General features: G+C 48.6%; 1 protein-coding gene and 1 pseudogene. Both read right to left on the reverse strand.

All coding sequences use genetic code 11. From position 1 onward, the window contains the following. Window positions 1–130 (reverse strand): annotated as a pseudogene (locus R7R78_RS29395) (rod shape-determining protein RodA); the annotation flags it as partial. Further along, window positions 130–521 (reverse strand): penicillin-binding transpeptidase domain-containing protein (locus tag R7R78_RS29400; protein ID WP_263856360.1); only part of this gene is annotated, 392 nt, incomplete at its 5' end. The gene R7R78_RS29400 and the pseudogene R7R78_RS29395, both read right to left, overlap by 1 nt.

The following is a 521-nucleotide window of genomic DNA, read 5'->3' on the forward strand; positions in this document are numbered from 1 at the left end:
GTCCGCTGGCACTGTACATGATCACAAGACCAAAACCCATTAAAGCAAAGATGCCGAGTAGGAGGGGCAAGTCGATATGGAAGCGCTCAAACAAGGCGCGGTTTTTACCTGTAGAGGGATCCATCTTCATTAGCGTGTAACCTCTTTTTGCGCGTTGGTTTTGTCATCTTCTGGTTTGATTTCTTCTGGGCCAAGTACCACTCGGTCAAAGATTTTTCTCGCCATTGGACCACCGTTACTTGAGCCACCACCTGCGTTTTCTAGCACGAGTGTAACGATAACTTTTGGATCGTCAAACGGAGCAAAGCCCGTAAACAGGGCGTGGTCACGCAAGTGTTCCGCGACTTCATCTGCGTTGTACTCTTCGTTCTCGCCCAAGCCAAAGACCTGCGCTGTACCTGATTTACCGGCTGTCTGGTAGCTCATATTGTAGAAAGAACGACGAGCTGTACCACGAGTACCATGGTTTACACGGCGCATACCTTCTTTCGCAATATCCCAGTATTTTTCTGGCACATTTT

Source organism: Vibrio sp. 2134-1, assembly GCF_033339495.1.